Here is a 203-nt window from a genome sequence, read left to right as displayed (position 1 = left end):
CACCGCGTGCTCGTCCTCGCTGGTCGCACTGCACCTGGCGTGCCGGAGTCTGCGTAGCGGGGAGAGCGAGACCGCGATCGCCGGCGGGGGGAACCTGCTCATGTCCCCGGCGGGGTTCCGGGGCTTCGACCAGAGCGGGGCGCTCTCGACCACCGGGGCGTGCCACGCTTTCGACGCCGACGCCGACGGATTCGTGCGCGGCG

1 protein-coding gene is annotated in these 203 nt (G+C 73.9%); it reads left to right on the top strand.

Translation table 11 applies throughout. The features are described from left to right. Window positions 1–203 (top strand): beta-ketoacyl synthase N-terminal-like domain-containing protein (locus LI92_RS21760; protein ID WP_046322926.1); only part of this gene is annotated, 203 nt, incomplete at both ends.

The organism is Mycobacterium sp. UM_Kg1 (genome assembly GCF_000972925.1).
Taxonomy (GTDB): domain Bacteria; phylum Actinomycetota; class Actinomycetes; order Mycobacteriales; family Mycobacteriaceae; genus Mycobacterium; species Mycobacterium hiberniae.
Note: the sequence above shows the minus strand (reverse complement) of the source record. Positions and strands in the feature narration are given on the sequence as shown.